This is a genomic window from Amycolatopsis sp. cmx-11-32, assembly GCF_047608695.1.
Classification (GTDB): domain Bacteria; phylum Actinomycetota; class Actinomycetes; order Mycobacteriales; family Pseudonocardiaceae; genus Amycolatopsis.
The window spans coordinates 308,092-324,548 of the sequence record NZ_JADNQN010000001.1 but is presented as its reverse complement, the minus strand read 5'-3'; the positions used below and the strand labels follow the sequence as shown (position 1 = coordinate 324,548).

General features: G+C 68.3%; 17 protein-coding genes. 4 read left to right on the top strand and 13 right to left on the bottom strand.

Features of this window, described 5'->3' with window-relative positions; genetic code table 11:
* Positions 1 to 352: 352 nt before the first annotated feature.
* A complete protein-coding gene (locus tag ACM6LR_RS01565; protein ID WP_414935769.1) occupies positions 353 to 946 on the bottom strand; it encodes a TetR/AcrR family transcriptional regulator in 594 nt (197 codons plus the stop codon).
* Positions 947 to 1,030: 84 nt separating this feature from the next.
* Between ACM6LR_RS01565 and ACM6LR_RS01560 the strand changes: the two genes are divergently transcribed.
* From ACM6LR_RS01560 to ACM6LR_RS01550, 3 genes are read left to right on the top strand one after another with little or no spacing between them, the layout of a single operon-like run.
* Positions 1,031 to 1,432, top strand: coding sequence for a MerR family transcriptional regulator (locus ACM6LR_RS01560; RefSeq protein WP_414935768.1), 402 nt, complete (start codon positions 1,031 to 1,033; stop codon positions 1,430 to 1,432).
* Complete coding sequence (locus ACM6LR_RS01555) at positions 1,429 to 2,412, top strand: aldo/keto reductase (protein ID WP_414935767.1); 984 nt, start codon at positions 1,429 to 1,431, stop codon at positions 2,410 to 2,412. Before ACM6LR_RS01560 ends, ACM6LR_RS01555 begins: the two co-directional genes overlap by 4 nt.
* Before the next feature lie 25 nt (positions 2,413 to 2,437).
* Positions 2,438 to 3,439, top strand: a complete 1,002-nt coding sequence (locus ACM6LR_RS01550) for an aldo/keto reductase (protein ID WP_414935766.1) — start codon at positions 2,438 to 2,440, stop codon at positions 3,437 to 3,439.
* A 48-nt stretch (positions 3,440 to 3,487) separates the two neighbouring features.
* Here the strand turns inward: ACM6LR_RS01550 and hisS are convergent, their stop codons facing one another.
* From hisS to ACM6LR_RS01495, 11 genes are all read right to left on the bottom strand, one after another.
* A complete protein-coding gene (gene hisS / locus ACM6LR_RS01545; RefSeq protein WP_414935765.1) occupies positions 3,488 to 4,774 on the bottom strand; it encodes a histidine--tRNA ligase in 1,287 nt (428 codons plus the stop codon).
* A 36-nt stretch (positions 4,775 to 4,810) separates the two neighbouring features.
* Complete coding sequence (locus ACM6LR_RS01540) at positions 4,811 to 5,200, bottom strand: hypothetical protein (protein ID WP_414935764.1); 390 nt, start codon at positions 5,198 to 5,200, stop codon at positions 4,811 to 4,813.
* An 84-nt stretch (positions 5,201 to 5,284) separates the two neighbouring features.
* On the bottom strand, positions 5,285 to 6,469 hold the full coding sequence (locus tag ACM6LR_RS01535) for an amidohydrolase family protein (RefSeq protein WP_414943022.1): 1,185 nt from the start codon (positions 6,467 to 6,469) through the stop codon (positions 5,285 to 5,287).
* Complete coding sequence (locus ACM6LR_RS01530) at positions 6,466 to 7,599, bottom strand: MAB_1171c family putative transporter (protein ID WP_414937053.1); 1,134 nt, start codon at positions 7,597 to 7,599, stop codon at positions 6,466 to 6,468. The genes ACM6LR_RS01535 and ACM6LR_RS01530 overlap by 4 nt, the downstream gene beginning before the upstream one ends.
* A complete protein-coding gene (locus tag ACM6LR_RS01525) occupies positions 7,596 to 8,117 on the bottom strand; it encodes a hypothetical protein (protein ID WP_414935762.1) in 522 nt (173 codons plus the stop codon). Before ACM6LR_RS01525 ends, ACM6LR_RS01530 begins: the two co-directional genes overlap by 4 nt.
* The gene (locus ACM6LR_RS01520; protein ID WP_414935761.1) at positions 8,114 to 8,506 is read right to left on the bottom strand and encodes a helix-turn-helix domain-containing protein; all 393 of its coding nucleotides are present in this window, start codon (positions 8,504 to 8,506) and stop codon (positions 8,114 to 8,116) included. The genes ACM6LR_RS01525 and ACM6LR_RS01520 overlap by 4 nt, the downstream gene beginning before the upstream one ends.
* A gap of 392 nt (positions 8,507 to 8,898) precedes the next feature.
* Positions 8,899 to 9,351, bottom strand: a complete 453-nt coding sequence (locus ACM6LR_RS01515) for a flavodoxin family protein (RefSeq protein ID WP_414935760.1) — start codon at positions 9,349 to 9,351, stop codon at positions 8,899 to 8,901.
* A gap of 4 nt (positions 9,352 to 9,355) precedes the next feature.
* Positions 9,356 to 10,993: a phospho-sugar mutase gene (locus tag ACM6LR_RS01510; protein WP_414935759.1), complete on the bottom strand. Its 1,638-nt coding sequence runs from the start codon at positions 10,991 to 10,993 to the stop codon at positions 9,356 to 9,358.
* A gap of 491 nt (positions 10,994 to 11,484) precedes the next feature.
* On the bottom strand, positions 11,485 to 12,270 hold the full coding sequence (locus ACM6LR_RS01505; RefSeq protein ID WP_414935758.1) for a purine-nucleoside phosphorylase: 786 nt from the start codon (positions 12,268 to 12,270) through the stop codon (positions 11,485 to 11,487).
* Entirely contained in the window at positions 12,263 to 12,694 is a 432-nt protein-coding gene (locus tag ACM6LR_RS01500; protein ID WP_414935757.1) for an ABA4-like family protein, read from the bottom strand. Before ACM6LR_RS01500 ends, ACM6LR_RS01505 begins: the two co-directional genes overlap by 8 nt.
* On the bottom strand, positions 12,691 to 13,665 hold the full coding sequence (locus ACM6LR_RS01495; protein WP_414943021.1) for a hypothetical protein: 975 nt from the start codon (positions 13,663 to 13,665) through the stop codon (positions 12,691 to 12,693). The genes ACM6LR_RS01500 and ACM6LR_RS01495 overlap by 4 nt, the downstream gene beginning before the upstream one ends.
* Before the next feature lie 120 nt (positions 13,666 to 13,785).
* On the opposite strand from ACM6LR_RS01495, the gene ACM6LR_RS01490 reads away from it, so the two are divergent.
* The gene (locus tag ACM6LR_RS01490; RefSeq protein ID WP_414935755.1) at positions 13,786 to 14,427 is read left to right on the top strand and encodes a MerR family transcriptional regulator; all 642 of its coding nucleotides are present in this window, start codon (positions 13,786 to 13,788) and stop codon (positions 14,425 to 14,427) included.
* Between the two features lie 98 nt (positions 14,428 to 14,525).
* On the opposite strand, the gene ACM6LR_RS01485 is transcribed toward ACM6LR_RS01490, so the two are convergent.
* Positions 14,526 to 16,388, bottom strand: a complete 1,863-nt coding sequence (locus ACM6LR_RS01485) for a protein kinase domain-containing protein (RefSeq protein WP_414943020.1) — start codon at positions 16,386 to 16,388, stop codon at positions 14,526 to 14,528.
* Positions 16,389 to 16,457 lie beyond the last annotated feature (69 nt).

Below are 16,457 nucleotides of genomic sequence, written 5' to 3'. Positions count from 1 at the left end.
CGCGTGAGGACCCTTTCCCGCCGCTTCAGGGAGTACGTGAAGGGGGCCTTCACGGAACTAGGCGCAAGGTCCCGGCAAAGTCGAGGTCTTGCGGGTTAGGCGGTTAGTCGTCGCTGCGGTCACACTGGTCGCGGAGTCTCCCTCCGGCACACGCCCGAGCGGGGAAGGTTTCGGACGTTCACCGTCCCAAATCTTCCCACTCGGCTCTTGCAGGCACCAGAAACGTCAAGCCCGGACTACCACCAGCGTCGCTGCGACTTTGCCGGGACCCTGGAGCTAGGCGCAAGGATGGGGGCCTTCATGTACTTGAGCAAGCGCGCGGCGTCGCGTTTAGCGGGCTAAACGCGAGCTGTCAGCGGCGCAGCCAGCCGGAGGCGTTCGCCCGCAGGGCCGTCTCGTAAGCGGTGCTCACGGTGTACGCGTCCGGCAGGTTCCCGTTCAGTTCCAGCGACACGAGGCCGTGCACGGTGCCCCAGCAGCTCACGACGATGACCTCGGGCGGCGCGCCGAGGAAAACGCCGTCCGCGACAGCGGTGCGGATCGTCTCCTCCAGCGGCGCCATCGTGGCGCGAGCCTGCTCGGACGTCTCCTCGGCCGGTTCGAAACCCGGCACCGACTTCGTGAACATGATCGCGTAGAGGTGCGGATCGGCCAGCGCGCTTTCCCGGTACGCGACGCCGAGGCGCACCAGGTCCTCGACCGGGTCGCCGCTCAGCGAGACCCCGGACATCCGGACGCCGAAGCGCCGGAAGCCCTCCGAGAAAAGCGCGCTGACAAGGTCTGTTTTCCCGCCGAAGAGTGAATAGACCGCGGTGGTGGACGTGCCGACGTCGGCGGCCAGTTTGCGGAGGCTGAGGGCCTTCGGGCCGTCGGCCGAGATGAGCTCACCGGCGCGGTCCAGCAGTTTCAGCCGGAGGTTCTCGTCGTGCGTCCTGGGGCGGGGCATGAGCAGAGCGTATCGCAACGCTGTTATCAATCGCTCGGATTCGGATTTGACCTGGAGTGCACTCCAGGTCGTACTGTCGTTCACATGAGCTACTCGATAGCGGAAGCCGCGCGACGTAGCGGGTTGTCCATCGACACCCTCAGGTACTACGAGCGCATCAAACTCGTCGAGCCTCCGGCGCGGGACGCCGCGGGGCGTCGCGCCTACAGCGACGACGACCTCGGATGGCTGGGGTTCCTGACCAAGCTGCGCTTGACCGGCATGCCCATCAAGCGCATGCGGGAGTACGCGTCGCTGCGCCACCACGGAGCGGCGAGCGCGGGACGGCGCAAGTCGATCCTCGTCGACCAGCGCACCTCGGTCGCCGACCGGATCGCCGAGTTGCAGGCCTGCCTCGACATCCTCGACTACAAGATCGACCACTACGACCAGGTGGAACGCAAGGTGCTCGGCACCGGTGTCACCATGGAGGGAATTTCAGCGTGATCAGCACCAGGAAGCTCGGCGGTCTGGAAGTCGGGGCGCAGGGGCTCGGCTGCATGGGAATGAGCGACGCCTACGGTGTCCGGAACGACGACACGGAGTCGATCGCGACCGTCCACCGCGCCCTCGAACTGGGTGTGACCCTGCTCGACACGGCGAACGTCTACGGCGGCGGCGAGAACGAGGAACTGGTCGGCCGGGCGATCGCGGGCAAACGGGACCAGGTCGTGCTGGCGACCAAGTTCGGCATCATCTGGACCGAAGACGGCGGGATGACCGCTCGCGGCGACGCGGCGTACGTCAAGCAGAGCTGCGAAGAGTCCTTGCGACGGCTGAACGTCGACCACATCGACCTCTACTACCAGCACCGCGTCGACCCGGACACGCCGGTCGAGGAGACCTGGGGCGCGCTCGCGGAGCTGGTGGAGGAGGGGAAGATCCGGTTCGCCGGGATCTCCGAAGCCGGCGCCGAGACGATCCGTCGCGCGCACGCCGTGCACCCGGTGACGGCGCTGCAGAGCGAATGGTCGCTGTGGACTCGCGGCATCGAGGGCGAGATCCTCTCGACCGTTCGTGAACTGGGGATCGGCGTCGTGCCTTTCTCGCCGCTCGGCCGCGGTTTCCTCACCGGCAGCGTGACGTCGGTGAAGGACCTGCCCGCGGACGACATGCGCCGCGGACTGCCGCGGTTCGCCGAGGGCAACGTCGAGCGCAACATGGCGATCGTCGAGGCGCTGCGTGCTTTGGCGGCGGAGAAGGGCGTCACCGCCGGACAGCTGGCGCTCGCGTGGGTGCAGTCGCGGGGTGGCGACGTCGTGCCGATCCCGGGCACCAAACGCCGTAAGTACCTCGAAGAGAACGCCGCCGCGGCGGAACTGGAACTGTCCGAAGTGGACATCGCGGCCATCGAAAAGGCGGCGCCCGTCGAGGCGATCGCCGGTGAGCGTTACCCGGAGCGGCTCGCTCGCGCCGCCGGCAAATAAGTCTCCGAAGAATGCGAGAGAAAACATGACGGGTTCAACCCTGCCCACCCGCGGTCTCGGCGCGCTGGAAGTCGGCGCGCAGGGGCTCGGCTGTATGGGCATGAGCGAGTTCTACGGCCAAGGTGACGACACCGAATCGGTCGCGACGATCCATCGCGCGATCGAGCTGGGTGTGACCCTGATCGACACGGCGGACATGTACGGCTTCGGCCGCAACGAGGAACTCGTCGGCCGCGCGCTGACAGGCAAGCGGGACAAGGTCGTGCTGGCCACCAAGTTCGGCATCGTCCGCGACGAGGCGGATCCCGGCAAGCGCGGGATCCGCGGCGACGAATTCTATGTGCGGCAACAGGTCGAAGCGTCGCTGCGGCGGCTGAACGTCGACCACATCGATCTGTACTACCAGCACCGTGTCGACCCGGACGTGCCGATCGAGGAGACCGTCGCCGCGCTGTCCTCACTGGTCGAGCAGGGGAAGGTCCGGCACATCGGGTTGTCGGAGGCCGGTCCGGAGACGATCCGGCGGGCGCACGCCGTGCATCCGGTGACGGCCGTGCAGACGGAATGGTCGTTGTGGTCGCGCGACATCGAGGACGAGGTCGTCCCGGTCTGCCGGGAGCTCGGCATCGGATTGGTGCCGTATTCCCCGCTGGGACGCGGTTTCCTCACCGGCCGCTTCAAGTCCAAAGAGGACTTCGCGGACGGCGACTTCCGGCAGACGACCCAGCCGCGGTTCGCCGATGGCAACCTGGAGCGGAACCTGGCGATCGTCGAGGCGCTGCGGGCGCTGGCCGAGCAGAAGGGTGTGACCGCGGGCCAGCTGGCGTTGGCGTGGGTGCAGGCCCAGGGTGAGGACGTCGTGCCGATTCCGGGGACGAAGCGGCGCAAGTACCTCGAAGAGAACGTCGCGGCCGTCGGGCTGAAGCTGACCGCCGAGGACGTGGCCGCGATCGAGGCGGCGGTACCCGCTGACGCGGTCGCGGGGGAGCGCTACCCCGAAGCGTCCATGCGAACGCTTTCGCGCTGAGTGAGACGAGGTCCGGCGCCGGGATCAACCCGGCGCCGGATTTCCGCGTCAGAGCAAAGAAGCGACGGTCGAGACCACGGCGTCGAGGGCGACGGTCTGCTGCTCGCGGGTCGCGAGACCGCGGACCGTCACGTTTCCGGCGTCCCAGTCCTCCTGGCCGACGATCACCACGGCCCGCGCTCCGGCCTTGTCGGCCCGGGTGAGTTCCTTGCCCAGCTTGCGGAGTTCGACGGGCGTGAGCGTGCGCAGACCGGCTTTCCGGAGCCGTCCCGCGACCTCACGTGCGGCGTCGGTGAGCTCTTCGACCACCGGGATCACCACGACATCGGCCTCGCTGCGCGGCTTCGGCGTCAGCTCGTGGGTGTCGAGGAAGTCGATCAGCGTGACGTCGCCCATGCCGAAGCCGATCCCGGGGATCTGCTGCGACGTGAACAACGACGCCAGGTCGCTGTACCGGCCGCCGCCGAAGAGGGCCCGGCGGTTCTCCGGAGAGGTGTCGAAGACCTCGAACACGGTCGACGTGTAGTACGCGAGCCCGCGCACGATCATCGGATCGAACGTGATCAGGTTCGCGGCGCCGCTGTTCAGCACCTTCACCAGGTTGGAGTTCTCCTTGACCTGCTCGGGCAGCTCGTCGAGCAGGGCCGCGCCGGACGACAGGGTCTCCGTCAGCTTCTCGAACTGCTTGCCGGTCAGCCCGATCTCGGCCGCGACGTCGCTCAGCTTCGTGCGGTCCGACTTCTCCCAGCGGTCCACCAGGGTGAACACCTGCGGCAACTGCTCCGCGGTCACGCCGACGATGTCGGTGAGCGCCGAAGAGAGCAGGTTCCGGTCGTTGGCGCGCACCTGGAACATGTCCGGGGTCGCGCCGAGCGCGCCCATCATGTCGTGGATCAGCTCGAAGATCTCGATCTCGCAGTTCGCGCTGTCCGAACCGAAGATGTCCGCGTTGATCTGCCAGTGCTCGCGGACCCGCCCACGCTGCGGCCGCTCGTAGCGGTGGCAGTTCGGGTGGCTGTACCAGCGCACCGGGAACTGCAGCGCTTTGGCGTTGCCCGCGATCATCCTGGCGACCGACGGTGTCATCTCCGGGCGCAGCGCCAGCCGCTCGCCACCCTTGGTGGTCAGCGTGTACAGCTGCTGGTCCGCGATCTCCTGACCGGACTTGCGCTCGTAGATCTCGGCGGGTTCGAGGATCGGGCCGTCGTAGCGGAGGAATCCCCGCAGTTCGAGCACGTCGTAGAGATGGCCGAACACCTGCGTCCGGACGGACATCTCGGCGGGCAGGAAGTCGCGGGTCCCCTTGGCGGGGGCTGTCGGCAGGTATTCAGGCACGTCAGCAAGCTTAACGAGCGGCCGTCAACGCTTTTGTCAGGGGAAGGCCACGCCGTACGCGGTGGTCAGGATCGCCGCCCCGAGCAGGACGGCCCCGGCGCTGGTGACCCGGCCGCCGAGCTTGCCCTTGCCCGGTGCCAGGTGCAGGAAGAAGCCACCCGACTGGGCGAGCACACCGAACAACAGGAGAAAGCACACGATCCACGACGCGGTGTCCGTGAGCCCGGTCTGCCCGAGGATCTGCAGCGCGACCAGCGCCAAGACCAGCAGGACACCGGCGTGGGCGTGGCCGGCGCGGAACATGGTCCGCTGGTGTTCGGTCAGTTTCCGGTCGCGCAGGACGCCCATCAAGGCGTATCCGCCGTACATCACCGTCGGCAGCGACACGAGCGCGATGACCGTGAACAGTCTGATCGGGCCTTCCATGGTTTTTCCCTTCGCTGTGGTGGCGAAGGCGACAATAACACCGTTTTAAAACGGTGTCACCAAACAGGCGGCCCCACTCTCGGGTCAGACCTGGGAGCCGCGCGCGAGGACGAGACGAAGGTTCCGGAGTGCGGAAAGGTCGGTGAGCGGGTCGCCGTCGACCACCAGGACGTCGGCGCTCAGTCCGGGGGCGAGCCGTCCGGTGACGTCGCCGAAGCCGAGTCCGGTGGCACTGTCCTCGGTCGCGATCTCCAGGATCCGGCGCTTGCCGAAGCCAAGCCATTCGTAGAGTTCGAGGGCGCCGACGGGGTCGTCGAAGACCGAACCGGGAAGCCCGGCGTCCGTCCCCGACAGGAGCGGGACGTCCAGTTCCTCCAGCCAGGACAGCCGGCCGTAGACGTTCTTCGCGAGTTCCTCACCCATGCGCTCGGCCAGTACGCGCCAGTTGCGGCTGCTCGTCGAGCACGCCGCGATGCCCTCGTCGGCCATCCGTTTGGCGACGCCGTCACGCCGGTCCTGCTGTTGTGGCCCGGTCATCCACGTGCAGTGTTCGATGGTGCGGACGCCGGCCTCGACCGACGCCTCGATCGCGTCGGCGCCGTGAGCGTGCGCCGCGACGGGAAGCCCGTGGCTCGCCGCGTGTTCGACGATCAACTGCAGTTGCCGGACGTCGAACTGCGACTCCCACATGTCCGCGCCGCCTTCGGTGATCTGGCCGCCGCTGGCCATCACCTTGATCACGTCCGCGCCGTCGGCCGCGTTGGCGTCGATGAGCGCGCGGATCACGCCGTCGCCGGTGACCTCACCGCCGAAGAAATGGCAGTGTCCCCTGGGCACGGTCAGCGGCGTGCCCGCGGTCAGCAGACGGGGAGCGGCGATCCTTTCAGCCGCCAGTTCCACCCGGACCCGTGCGCCGAGGGCGTCGCGGTCGCCGAGGTCTCGCACCGTCGTGACACCGCTGCGCAGCAACTGCCCCAAGCGGTCTTTGGCCCCGGCGCGGAGAGCGACGTCGTCACTCGCCAGGAAATTCGGGAGCATCTCGCGGGTGGCGTCGAAAGCCAGGTGCACATGGGCGTTGAAGAGGCCGGGCATCAGCGTCGCGCCGGGGAAGTCGAGTCTTTCAGCGTCCGGCGACGCCTGCGCGGTGACTTCGGCGCGCGGGCCCGCCGCGAGGATCCGGTCGCCCTCGACGAGCACGGCGCCGTCCTCGACGGGTGTGCTCGGGCGTGGCAGGATCCGGCTGGCGGTAAGGAGAAGCTGCAAGGTCATGCCCCGTTCCGGGATACCGCGGCCGAAAGCGCGAGCAACGGCCGCACGTCGGATTCGATGTCCGCGCCACCGCCGGGAAGCACGAGTTTCGCCCGCCCGTCGGTCTTCTCGCCCGCGGTTTGCCTGGCGATCGCCGTCTTCAGTGCCTCCGCCGCCGCGCTGGGGTCGTCGACGGCGAGCGAGGTGAGATCGGTTTCCAGGTAGGGGCTCAACTGCACGAGCCCGTCCCGGATCTCGATCACACGGCGGTAGTAATGGCGATGGATCGTGCGCGGACGCCACCGCTCCCACGATCCCTGCGGGGTGGTCCGGAGCACGATGTTCGGGTAGACCTCGGCGAGGGCGGTCCACAAGGGGGTGAGCCGTTCGTGGTGCAAGCGGTGCTGGCGACGGCGGCGCAGCGCGGCGAGCCGCGCGCGGACACCGGGATAGGTGATCCCCGCGAGGAAGAGCAAGATCCCGAGTAGCACCAGCGGGACGGCGACGGTGAGCAGAAGCGGCATCGACGGCCCCAACGCCCAGGCGATCACGATGTAGAGCGCGCGGATGACGCTGCCTGCGGCAAGGCAGATCAGTCCGGCGGCGCTGAGTTTCAACCCGGTCCGCAGGTGACGGTCCGCCGTGCGGATGTATCGGAAGATCCACCAGGCGCAGGCGGACAGGCCGTAGATCAGGTACAGCCCGGCCCCGAGGTAGAACAGTGCCACCCCGGACACGTGCACGATCTTCGGGCTCAGCGCGAGCCCGCGTGCTTCCGGCGGAGTGATGGCCATGGCCACCAGCATCAGCGCGATCGCGCCTGCCAGCGGAATCAGTTCGAAGAGGACCCGTCGTGGCCGGCGCGGGCCGAGCGCGGAGCCGAGGAAGACGATCAACAGCGCGCAGACCCCGAAGGCGAGCATGACGTTGTTGACGAGGCGGCCGGTGCCCCTGCCGGTCAGGCCGTCGAGCCAGCCGGAGATGACTTTCTGCTGGGCGAGGAAGGAACCGGCGACGCAGACGATCGTGATGGTGATCGCCCAGTTGGACAGCACCCGCGGCGCCCGGTACGTCTGATAGATCCGCCAGGCGAGCGCTGTCGCGAACAGTGTCATCGCCACGAGGTTGAGAGGGGAGAACAGCGAGTTCACAGCCACCCTTGATGGTCGCCCAGCGCGCCTTGGACACGGCGGACGTCATCGTCGTCGGCGCGACGGGGAATCGTGTAGTTCAAGACCGACGCCCATTCGAGGATGATCGTCGCCACGGTCTCGGCTTCCCATTCGTGCGCCTCATCGTAGGAGGTGCGGCGTAAAGCGCGGTGTACGGCGTCGCCGTCGAGCCCGGGTGCGGGGCCGCGCAGGAAGTCGGCCGGTTCGGCGTCGCCGCCGGGATGGTGGTCGGCGAGCATATGCCCGAGTTCGTGCAGGACGATGTGATCCTGGTGGGACTTCGTGGTCTCCTGCTGGAAGAAGATGTAGTCCGCCGACGAGGTGGCGATCCAGCAGCCGAACGGGCCGGGCACCTCCAGCGGATACGGCATCAACCGGATCGGCCTGCCACGCCGCTCGCCGAGCCGCTCGCAGAGCACGCCGACGTCGAGCGGCGGTTCGATGTCGAGGCTGTTCAACATCTTTCGGCAGCGTTTGCGGAGTTCGCGTTCCTTCATCGGTTTTCACCCGGCTGCTCGCGTTCGGCCCGTTCGTACCGTTCGACGAGTTCCAGCAGATCCATGACCTGACGACGGCCCTGCGGGGAAAGCTCCTGCGCGCGCATGGCCATGAGCTTCGCCTCTCCGATGGGGTGCGGTTCCTGGTCTTCGAAGAAGTAGGTGATCGGGACCCCGAAAAGTCTCGCGAGCGCTTCGACGTAGTGGATCTTCGGATTGATCCGTTTGCCGGTGGCGAGCTGCTGCAGGTACGCGGGTGACATGGCGGGCCCGCCGGCGCGATCGATCGCCGCGGACAGTTCGCGATAGCTGTGCGGTGCACCTTCGTCCGCGCGCACCGAGTCGATCAACGCGCTCAGTTTTTGGGCGAAGGTCTGGTGCGGCGACATGGCCCCCCGTTCGTTCCATGGTCCCGTTCTGTAGTTGAAGTGTAACGCGATTCTGTCTGTCCGCAGCTGTTGACAGCCTATGTATGCAGTGGTTTACAGTTGTCAAGCGGTTTCGTACCGTGTCCGGGCCTCTTGCTCCGGAATCCGTGCCCTGGGGGTGTACGGAGAACGGAGTGAGAGGCGTTTTTCCAGGCGGGTGCACAAGATCGTGCTTGATGTAGTACGCTTGGGTAGCCAAGGTTGATCGCCATCACGGCGAACCCTTGGTCTAGGCCTGTTGCCGGAGGTCGACCCCCAGGGCTTCCGGTAACAGGCCCCTTTACTTTTTCCACTTTCGGCGGCTGGTTCGTGTCGCCAACTACCGCAACTAGAGGACTAATTGCGGCGGTGGGTCAGGCCATGAGGGTGGCCGCGAGGGTGCCACCCAGTTCGAAACAAGCCTCCAGTTCCTCTTTGCCCGGTTTTCCGGTGACGAGGACCGGGGAAGCCGCGCGCTCCCAGCCGAGACCGGTGGTGATGCCCTCGATTCCGCGCACGGTCCCGGTGGTGTCGCCGCCGCCGTGCACGAAGAAACCGAACGGCCGCCCTCGCGTGGAATCCAGGCACGGGTAATAGACGGTGTCGAAGAAATGCTTCAGCGCCCCGGACATGTAGCCGAGATTCGCCGGGGTGCCGAGCAGGTAGCCGTCCGCGTCGAGGACGTCGGGCACGGTCGCGCCCAGCGCCGGACGGCGTACGACCTCGACGCCCTCGATATCCGGATGTTTCGCGCCGGAGAGGACGGCTTCGAACATCTCCTGCGTCGAGGGCGAGGGCGTGTGGTGGACGATCAGCAACTTGGCCATGGCGTCAGGCCAGACGGGACTCGAGGTCGGCCCGGAGCGCGGCCAGCTTGGTGTCCGCGGCGACGCGCGCCTCGGCGAGGTCTCCGGAAACCGGCTGCTTCACCTGCAGGTACGCCTTCAGCTTCGGCTCGGTTCCGGACGGTCTGATCACGACGCGCAGGCCCTCTCCGGTCAGCCGCAGCACGTCGGCGTCGGGCAGGAGATCCTCCATCGTGACGTCGATGCCGCCCAGCGACGCCGGGGGAGCGGCGCGCAGGCCCGCCATCAGCTTCTCCCGTACCGACAGGTCGGTGACCCGCAGCGAGACCTGATCCGTCACGTGTACCCCGTGTTTCACGGCCAGTTCGTCGAGGACGTCCAGTGGGCCGCGGCCCGACGCGCGCAGCGAAGCGGTCAGTCCCGCGGCGAACACGGCGGCGGCGATGCCGTCCTTGTCACGCACGAAACCGGGATTGACGCAGAGACCGAGCGCCTCTTCGTAGGCGAACACGAGCCCATCGCCCGCGCGAACCAGCCATTTGAACCCGGTCAACGTCTCCGCGTAGCGCGCTCCGAAATCCTTCGCGACTTCGCCGAGCATCGACGACGACACGATCGTGGTCGCCACGAGCGGATCAATGGAGTCCACAGTGGACAGAATGTGCCAGCCGAGGAGGACGCCGGTTTCGTCGCCCCGCAGCATCCGCCACGAACCGTCCCGTTCGCGCACGCCCAGCGCGCACCGGTCGGCGTCGGGGTCGAGCGCGATCGCCAGATCGGCGTCCACTTCGGACGCCAGCGCGAGCAAAAGGTCCGTCGCGCCCGGTTCCTCCGGGTTCGGGAAGGCGACCGTCGGGAAGTCGGGATCCGGCGTGGACTGCTCGGCCACCAAGCTCAGCTCGGTGAAACCGGCGCGGTCGAAGGCGGCACGCAGGGTTTCCGCGCCGACGCCGTGCAACGCTGTCGCGGCGACCTTGACCCCGCGTTCCGGGCCGCGTGGCAGAACGGCGACCTTGGCGAGATAGGCGTCCCGGAGTTCGTCGCCCAGCACCTCGGCGCCCGGCTCGCGCGGGACGCTGATGGCCGGGGGAGCGGCTTCGATGGCGCGTTCGATCTGGCCGTCCGAAGGCGGGACGATCTGGCCGCCCGTCGCGTCGTAAAGCTTGTAGCCGTTGTCGGCGGGGGGATTGTGCGACGCGGTGATCTGGATGCCCGCGACGGCGCCGAGTTCCAGCACGGCGAACGCGAGCACCGGCGTCGGCAGCGGCCCTGGCAGCACCTTCACCGCGAATCCGGCGGCTGAGAGCACCTCGGCGGCGGCCCTGGCGAACGCTTCCGAACCGTGTCGCGCGTCGCGGCCGACCACCACGACCCCGCCCGGATGTCCTTGCGCGGTCAGCCAGGCCGCGACTCCGGCCGTCGTTCGGGTGACGACCGCGACGTTCATCCCCTGGGGTCCCGCGCGCACCGGGCCGCGCAGCCCGGCGGTGCCGAACTCGAGCGGGCCCGCCATCCGATCCGCGAGTTCGTCCGCCGCACCGGCTTCCCCGCCCATCGCGCGGGCGAGGATGTTCTGCAGCTCCACACGGGAATCGTCGTCCGGATCGTCGGCGATCCAGCGGAACGCCCGATCCCGGAGCTCCGGGGTCAAGGAAGTCGTCACCGAGTCAGCCTACGGGTACGTTGGAGAAGGTGCGATTGATCTTCACTTCCCTGGGTCGGTCATGATCATCTGCTACCGCTCGCCGTCGCCGCGCGCGACGTCCTGATTCGCCACCGGTGAGGACATGCGCCCGGTCGTCGAAAAGGCGGGTGTGGCCACGGAAAGCGCCGGTTTCGGAATGCGCGAGGCGTTCGCCTCGTTCTTCGGGCCCGATGCTCAACCCCGTGCCATCGATGCCCCACCCGAGTCGTTCTATCCCGTCATCGGGCAAGTGTTCGGAAACGTCCTGCCGCGGTGGTTCGTCCACGAACGCCGAAGCCGTCGTCGTGGCCGGGGTGGGTGCACAGCTGACCGGCGCTGAGGACGCCCTTTTCGAGCAGTCGCGAAAGCTGCTCGCCGTCGAGGTCGCGCAGCGGCTTCCCGGGTTCGCAGGTCGAGAAGTACGGAAAGGCCCCCGGCTCAGGTGAGCCGAGGCCTTTCGCATGGGTATGTCAGGCGCGGGCGACGAGTTCCTTCAGCAGGGTGCCCATCCGCGTCGCCGACTGGCGGCCCGCTTCGAGCACCTCTTCGTGGTTCAGCGGTTCCCCGGTCATCCCGGCCGCCAGGTTGGTCACCAGCGAGAGCCCGAAGACCTCGATCCCGGCGGCGCGGGCGGCGATGGCCTCCAGCACCGTCGACATGCCGACGAGGTCGGCGCCGAGCGTCCGCAGCATGTGGATCTCCGCCGGAGTCTCGAAATGCGGCCCGGTCAGTCCCGCGTAAACACCCTCTTCCAGCGAGGGGTCGATTTCGCGCGCGATGTCGCGCAGCCGCTTCGAGTAGAGATCCGTCAGGTCGACGAAGTTCGCGCCGACGATCGGCGAGCGCGCGGTCAGGTTCAGGTGGTCGGAGATCAGCACCGGTTGCCCGACGCGGAAACCCTCGCGCAGACCGCCCGCCGCGTTGGTCAGCAGCACCGTCTTGGCGCCCGCGGCCGCGGCGGTGCGCACGTTGTGCACGACCGGGTCGATGCCCTTGCCCTCGTAGAAGTGTGTGCGGCCCAGCATGATCAGCGCGCGCTTTTCGCCGACGCGGACCGACCGGGCGGTCCCCCCGTGCCCGACCGCGCCCGGCGCGACGAAGCCGGGCAGTTCGCCCAGCGGGATCTCCGCCGCCGGCTCCCCGATGACGTCCGCCGCAGGGCGCCAGCCCGAACCGAGCACGACGGCGATGTCGTGCTTCTCGACGCCGGTGCGTTCGGCGATGGCGGCGGCCGCCGCGACCTCGTTCTCACTCATGCGACGAGCGTATCCGGACACTTCGCACGAGCAGGAACGCCACCAGCCCGAACGGGGACAGGAAGATCGTGAGCGCCAGGATCGGGCCCGTCACCAGCGGGTGGATGCGGTGCTCGCGGGATTCGAGGTACATCCACCGCGCGATGAACAGGTCGAAGGCGATCAGGTGGGCCCAGATCGCGGCCGCCCCGTACGGCGAACCGGTGAACGCGCTGAGCACGTCCAGATCGGGCCTGCTCACCGCCGTCCACAGCTCGCCGAGATGCGGGATGGCGAGCGCGAAGTACGGGATCAGCGGCAGCAGCGGCACCCACGGTGAGGACATGATCCGGCGGGTCCACGACCAGCCCGGCAGGAAGATCATCAGCAGCCAGAACGGCGCGGCCGACGGGAAGGTCCAGGTGAACAGGGTCTCGGCGGTCATCGAAGGGAGTACTCCAGCTCTCGGTCCTTCGCCTGCCGCCCGACCGCGATTAGCCCGCTAACGGCGACGCCGGCGATGAGCAGGGCGAGGGCCGTCAGGGTCTGGCCGTCGGGGGCGACGATGGACTGGCCGCGCAGCGCCTGCCAGGTGAGCAGGGCGAGAAGCCCCGCGTAGCCGATGCCGGCGACCACGACCAGCCGCAGCCGGACGACGTCGTCGCGAAGCCGCGGGTACCGCGCGGCCAGGACGCCAAGGGCGAGCGCGAGCAGCGGAAGCGCCTGAAGTCCGTGCAGGCCGAGGAAATGCGGGATCCGGAGGTCGCCGCCGACCGTGCTCCAGCCGAGGATCGGCAGGCCGGGACCGCCGTCGGGGAGGCCGACGGTATGCGCGCCGATCATCGCGGACTGGCCGGTCGCGTCGAGCACGGCCTGCTGGTCCGGGGTGGGGCTGCTCATCAGCGTCGCCAGCGAGATCCCGATCATGCCGAGAACCGCGCCGATCCGGGCGGCCCACGTCGTCGCGCGGTCGGGGAGCCGCGTGAACATGACGGCGATCGTCAGTACGAGGTTCACCACCCACAGCACGGCGATCATCCCGCCCATGACCTGGAAGATCGTGTTGTCCAGCGGGGTCGCGTTGTTGAAGTGGCTCGCGCGGACGCGGACGGCCTGGAACACCACCAGCGCGTACTCGGCCGCGAAGATCACGACGAGGACGTTCACCAGCCAGTTCGTGGTCCGCCGGAACTTGGGCAGCAGTGAGACGAGCCAGCTCCAGGTGAAGAAGTAGAGCGCGGCGGAGACGGCGAATTTGAACGGTTTCGCCCAGAGCGGCGCGCCGTTCAGTGTCCGCTGGTCGATCAGCATGTCCAGCACGCACAGCACGGTGATCACGGCGAACGCCTGGGCCAGGCGATACGAACCCCGGTGCCAGGTGCGGGTTCTCTCGCGGAGATCGGTCAAGATGGTCATGGGTCCCTCCCAGAATGGATAGTCATGCTCTCCGTTATGGGAAGTTAAACTATCCATCCTGAGAAGTCTTCAGGGACGACCCTGGAACCGGCCCCGAGATCGGAGTGACAACGCGTGCGGATGGCGGAACTGAGCGAAAAAGCCGGGGTCCCGGTCGCCACGATCAAGTACTACCTGCGGGAAGGGCTGCTCCCGCCGGGTGAGCGGACCAGCCCCAATCAGGCGAAGTACGGCGACGGGCACATCCAGCGGATCAAGCTGATCAGGGCGCTGATGGACGTCGGCGGGCTCGCGCTCACGACGGTCGGCGAGGTGCTCGCCGCGGTCGACGCCGGGGGAGCCGATCCCCACCGCGTCCTCGGCATCGCGCAGCAGGGCATCACGACCGCCAAGCAGATCGTCGACGACGAAGCCCGGAACTGGGCGCTCACCACGGTCCGGGAGCTGGCGGAGCGCCGGAACTGGCCCTGCAAGGACGACGACGATCCGGTCATCCAGGCCCTGGTCGGCGTCCTGTGCGCGATCCGGGAGGTCGGGCATGGCTGGTACCTCGACAAACTCGACGGCTACGCCGAGATCGCCGACCGGATCGCCGACCTGGACCTCGAAGGCATCGCCGGGGTCGAGTCGCTGGAGCGCATCGTCGAGATCGCCGTCGTGGAGACCGTTCTCGGCGACAGGCTGCTTTCGGTGCTGCGGAGGCTGGCGCAGCAGCGGGCTTCGAAGGCGCACTTCGCGCGGCCCACCGTCGACGAAGAGTGACTGCGCGGCGGGGGCTGAAGGGGACTTTCCCCTCGTCTCACGCGGCGAAGGGCGCTTTCCCCGCATCGCATGCGGGGAAAGTCCCCTTCAGCCCCTGGCTAGCCGTCCACGACGAGTGACCGCGCGACCGGCTCGAAGACCGCGGTCTTCGCCGACGTCTCCTGCTCGATCGGCGAGGTCACCGAGAGGATCCACAGGTCGACGCCCCCGCTGAACAGGTCCATGAACGTCGTGCGCGTGATGCTCTCGTTCGCGGAGTCCCTGGCCGCGGCGGAGCGCTCGGTCGTCCGGTAGACGTACCGCATGCTGTCGTCGCCCCGCCCTGGCACGGGGGTGGGCTCCCCGATGAGGGAGACCTCCGGATGCTGCGACTTCAGCCAGCTGAAGTAGGCCGGAGGCGAATTGTCGGAGAGGAAGCCGGTCAGCCGCTCGATCCGGATCACCTGGCCGCCGTCGGGCGCGACGTACTGGACCACCGTGCTGGGCACACCCCTGGTGACGTGCGGCGCGACGAACTTCTTCCAGTCCTCCGGCACGCCGATGCTGAACCGGCCGCCTTTGACACCGTTCACCGTGCTCGCGTCACCTTGCTGTGTGACGAGCACCGGCGGGGGCTGAGTGGCGATCGTGCCGCCCTGCGGCGTCCCTTCCGGTGGCCGCAGCTGCTGCCCGCCGACCGTCCTGGCCAGGACGAACCCGCCTCCCGCTGCCAGGAGGAAGACGACGACCGACGCGAGCGCCAAGGCCACCGTGGCCACCGTCGACCGGCTCAGCGGACGCGGCGCGGCCGGCGTGACCGTCGGCATCGGCGCGGGTTCGGCTGGGTGTTCCAAAGAATGGTGTTCCGGAGACCGTTGTTCCGGAGACCGTTGTTCCAGAGACCGGACTTCCAGAGACCGGGGTTCCGGAGACCGGGGTTCCGGAGCCGCCGCGGGCGGGTTCAGGAACGGCAGCGGCCCGGGGTCGGCGGCGAGTTCGGAACTCGTGCCCTCGCCCGGCTTGTCGGGGACGACCGGCTTGATCACCTGGGTGTCGGTCGCGTCAAGGTGCGCGGTGGTCTTCTTCCCGTCGGGCGTGTGGAACAGCTCGGCGGGGAAGAGGTCGATCAGTGTCTTGGCCTGCAACGGATACAGGCGTCGCCGCACCTCACGCAGAGTGACCCGCTTCGACGGCTCCTTCTTCATGAGCGCGCCGATGACGTCGGACAGCGGGCCGGGGCCGGGCTTCGGCACCTTGCCGTTGACGACCTTGCCGACCGTTTCGAGCGGGTCGCCGTCGGCGTCGTAGGGCGGAGAGCCCTCGATGGCGGCGAACAGCGTCGCGCCGAGGCCCCACAGGTCGGCGGCGGGGACGACCGCGCCCCCGGAGGCGACTTCGGGCGCGATGTAGGCGGGGGAGCCCAGCATCATCCCGGTGCGGGTCATGGTGGCTTCGGAGACGTTCCTGGCGATGCCGAAGTCGGTGAGCTTGATGCGGCCGTCGCCCGCGACCAGGACGTTCCCCGGTTTGACGTCACGGTGAGTGATCCCGGCGGCGTGCGCGGCTTCGAGCGCGGACGCGACCGCGATGCCGACCGCCGCCGTCTGCTCGACCGTCAGCGGCCCGTGGTCGCGCAGGATGTGCGCGAGGCTGCGTGACGGCAGCAGCTCCATGACCACGAAGGGTTCGTCGTTCTCGCGCGCGACGTCGTGCAGGATGATCACGTTCGGGTGACTCAGGACGGCGATCGCGCGGGCTTCGCGCAGGGTCCGTTCGCGCAGTTCGTCGGCCTGCGCGGTCGGGACGCCGGGCGGGAGGCGGACCTCTTTGACCGCGACCGGACGGTGCAGGAACTCGTCGTAGGCCGACCAGACGGTGCCCATCGACCCCGATCCGATGACCGAGCGCAACCGATATCGCCCGGCGACGACACGCTTCTCGTCGCCGGGGCTCTCGCTGGACTCGGTGGTGTCGGGCGGCACGGCCCCAATTGTGTCGTATGCCCACCTGGCGGGCCGATGCGCCGTGCCCTGGAGGAGTGAACGGTCCCC

Bases quoted from the DNA above. Each gene is read 5' to 3' on its own strand.
- ACM6LR_RS01565 (WP_414935769.1), bottom strand. From the start codon at position 946: ATGCCCCGCCCCAGGACGCACGACGAGAACCTCCGGCTGAAACTGCTG.
- ACM6LR_RS01560 (WP_414935768.1), top strand. From the start codon at position 1,031: ATGAGCTACTCGATAGCGGAAGCCGCGCGACGTAGCGGGTTGTCCATC.
- ACM6LR_RS01550 (WP_414935766.1), top strand. From the start codon at position 2,438: ATGACGGGTTCAACCCTGCCCACCCGCGGTCTCGGCGCGCTGGAAGTC.
- ACM6LR_RS01540 (WP_414935764.1), bottom strand. From the start codon at position 5,200: ATGGAAGGCCCGATCAGACTGTTCACGGTCATCGCGCTCGTGTCGCTG.
- ACM6LR_RS01535 (WP_414943022.1), bottom strand. From the start codon at position 6,469: ATGACCTTGCAGCTTCTCCTTACCGCCAGCCGGATCCTGCCACGCCCG.
- ACM6LR_RS01525 (WP_414935762.1), bottom strand. From the start codon at position 8,117: ATGAAGGAACGCGAACTCCGCAAACGCTGCCGAAAGATGTTGAACAGC.
- ACM6LR_RS01520 (WP_414935761.1), bottom strand. From the start codon at position 8,506: ATGTCGCCGCACCAGACCTTCGCCCAAAAACTGAGCGCGTTGATCGAC.
- ACM6LR_RS01515 (WP_414935760.1), bottom strand. From the start codon at position 9,351: ATGGCCAAGTTGCTGATCGTCCACCACACGCCCTCGCCCTCGACGCAG.
- ACM6LR_RS01505 (WP_414935758.1), bottom strand. From the start codon at position 12,270: ATGAGTGAGAACGAGGTCGCGGCGGCCGCCGCCATCGCCGAACGCACC.
- ACM6LR_RS01500 (WP_414935757.1), bottom strand. From the start codon at position 12,694: ATGACCGCCGAGACCCTGTTCACCTGGACCTTCCCGTCGGCCGCGCCG.
- ACM6LR_RS01495 (WP_414943021.1), bottom strand. From the start codon at position 13,665: ATGACCATCTTGACCGATCTCCGCGAGAGAACCCGCACCTGGCACCGG.
- ACM6LR_RS01490 (WP_414935755.1), top strand. From the start codon at position 13,786: ATGGCGGAACTGAGCGAAAAAGCCGGGGTCCCGGTCGCCACGATCAAG.